This is a genomic window from Rhodoferax sp. P2_H8_2, assembly GCF_056403235.1.
The window spans coordinates 1-1,551 of the sequence record NZ_JBFUFW010000020.1; the positions used below are offsets into that span (position 1 = coordinate 1).

Annotated in this window: 3 protein-coding genes; 2 read left to right on the forward strand and 1 reads right to left on the reverse strand. The window is 57.1% G+C overall.

Going from position 1 to position 1,551, the window contains the following annotated elements; genetic code table 11:
• Positions 1-177, forward strand: a 177-nt coding sequence (locus tag AC1DV6_RS18475) for a DUF924 family protein (RefSeq protein ID WP_477974923.1), incomplete at its 5' end; no start/stop codon positions are given.
• 105 nt (positions 178-282) lie between these two features.
• Here AC1DV6_RS18475 and AC1DV6_RS18480 read toward each other — a convergent pair.
• Positions 283-1,209, reverse strand: coding sequence for an SOS response-associated peptidase family protein (locus tag AC1DV6_RS18480; protein WP_477980057.1), 927 nt, complete (start codon positions 1,207-1,209; stop codon positions 283-285).
• A 54-nt stretch (positions 1,210-1,263) separates the two neighbouring features.
• Between AC1DV6_RS18480 and AC1DV6_RS18485 the strand changes: the two genes are divergently transcribed.
• Positions 1,264-1,551: DUF924 family protein (locus tag AC1DV6_RS18485; protein ID WP_477980059.1), on the forward strand; the 288-nt coding region annotated here is incomplete at its 3' end.

Below are 1,551 nucleotides of genomic sequence, written 5' to 3' on the forward strand. Positions count from 1 at the left end.
ACGCAAGCCGTGGCGCTGTTTACGCAGCTGGGCATTGCAGACAACCTGAACTTCGAGCTGCGCCACAAAGCCATCATCGACCGCTTCGGCCGCTTCCCCCACCGCAACGCGATCCTGGGCCGCAGCTCCAGCGCGGAGGAGCTGGCTTTCCTCGCCGAGCCGGGATCTTCGTTCTAAATTTCGTCTTGCAGTTGCTACTTTTTTGGTAGCTGCTTACGCACATTCCATGCGCCTCGCAGGCCGATTTGGCAGTGAATCTGCCTTGAATCGGCTTAATCCAGCCTAGCCAGCCACCTTGTGCGTGTAGAACGGCCGCTCACGCGCCGCCAGGATGTCGTACAGGGAGTCGAGGTCTTTGGGGTCGGGATTCAGCCATGCATCAACGTCATCGCGTTTCAAAGGAATGATGCAGCGATCGTGGCCGGCGGCAAGTACCTCAGGTGGTGGCTCGTCGGTGATGAAAGCAAATGAGTACAAGTCGTCTTTTCCGGGGGCAGTCCAATGGGACCAAAGACAGGCGACGTACATGGCTTGCCCGGTTTCCGGTTTGAATTCCAATATCGCTTTTTCGCCGGATGCGGCAACTACATGCTCATAGAACGCTGTGACGATGGCAATGCCATGCGTATAGCCGAACTGCTTGCGCCAAACGGTATCCATCTTGTCCAGGCGGGCGTTGTAGGTGCCCGGAAATTCGCGGTCGAAGCCTTCAGGCTTGCCGGCGGGCCGAAGGTGGTACCGCATGGGCCGGACGATCTTGCGGCCGTTCTCCACGATCATCACGGGGACGTAATAGCCAGGAAACATTCTTGAGTCACTGGCTTGCAGGTCAGTTCGCTGCAGGTCACCGAGCTTTTCCAAAGCGCGCCCCATCTTGTTGGTCGCGATTCTCTTTTCGTCAGACGCCTTTTTGGTCATCTTGATTGCAAGCGCTGACTCAGCTCTGGCCAAGCGCTCGCGCTGTTCAATCAGGTCCTGTCCACAACGCTCCACTTCTTTGGCCCTTGCCAACACAACCACTTCGCGCACACGCTGCATGTCGGCACGCGGATCACGTGCAAACGCCTCATCCAGGGAACGTGTCGTCTTGACTCTGCTGTCATACAGCTTCATGCCATACAAAGACGCGAAGGTCTCAATGTCGATATCTGCGCCAAACACGTCGCAGTACTCGTCATAGGCATCAATCACTTGAGCGGAATAGCACATTGCGACATCATATGAAGTCCGATGGACAATCTCCCGCAATTCTCAACTTTCACAATGCAACCAAATTCCATCCTCGACTTCTGGTTTAAAGAGCTAACCCCCAAACAGCACTTCATCAAAGACGCCGGACTGGACGAAACCATTCGTGCGCGGTTTGGCGACACGCTGGAAGCGGCGGCAAAGTGTGAGCTGTTTGCGTGGCGCGCAACGGCTGAGGGGCGGCTGGCGGAGATCATCGTGTTGGACCAGTTCTCGCGCAACGTCTACCGCGACACGCCGCGCGCCTTTGCGCAGGACGCGCTGGCGCTGGTGTTGGCGCAAGAGCTGGTGGCCAGCACGCAG

What these genes read in the sequence shown, in the direction of transcription:
- AC1DV6_RS18480 (WP_477980057.1), bottom strand. Translation starts at nt 1,209, where the DNA reads ATGTGCTATTCCGCTCAAGTGATTGATGCCTATGACGAGTACTGCGAC.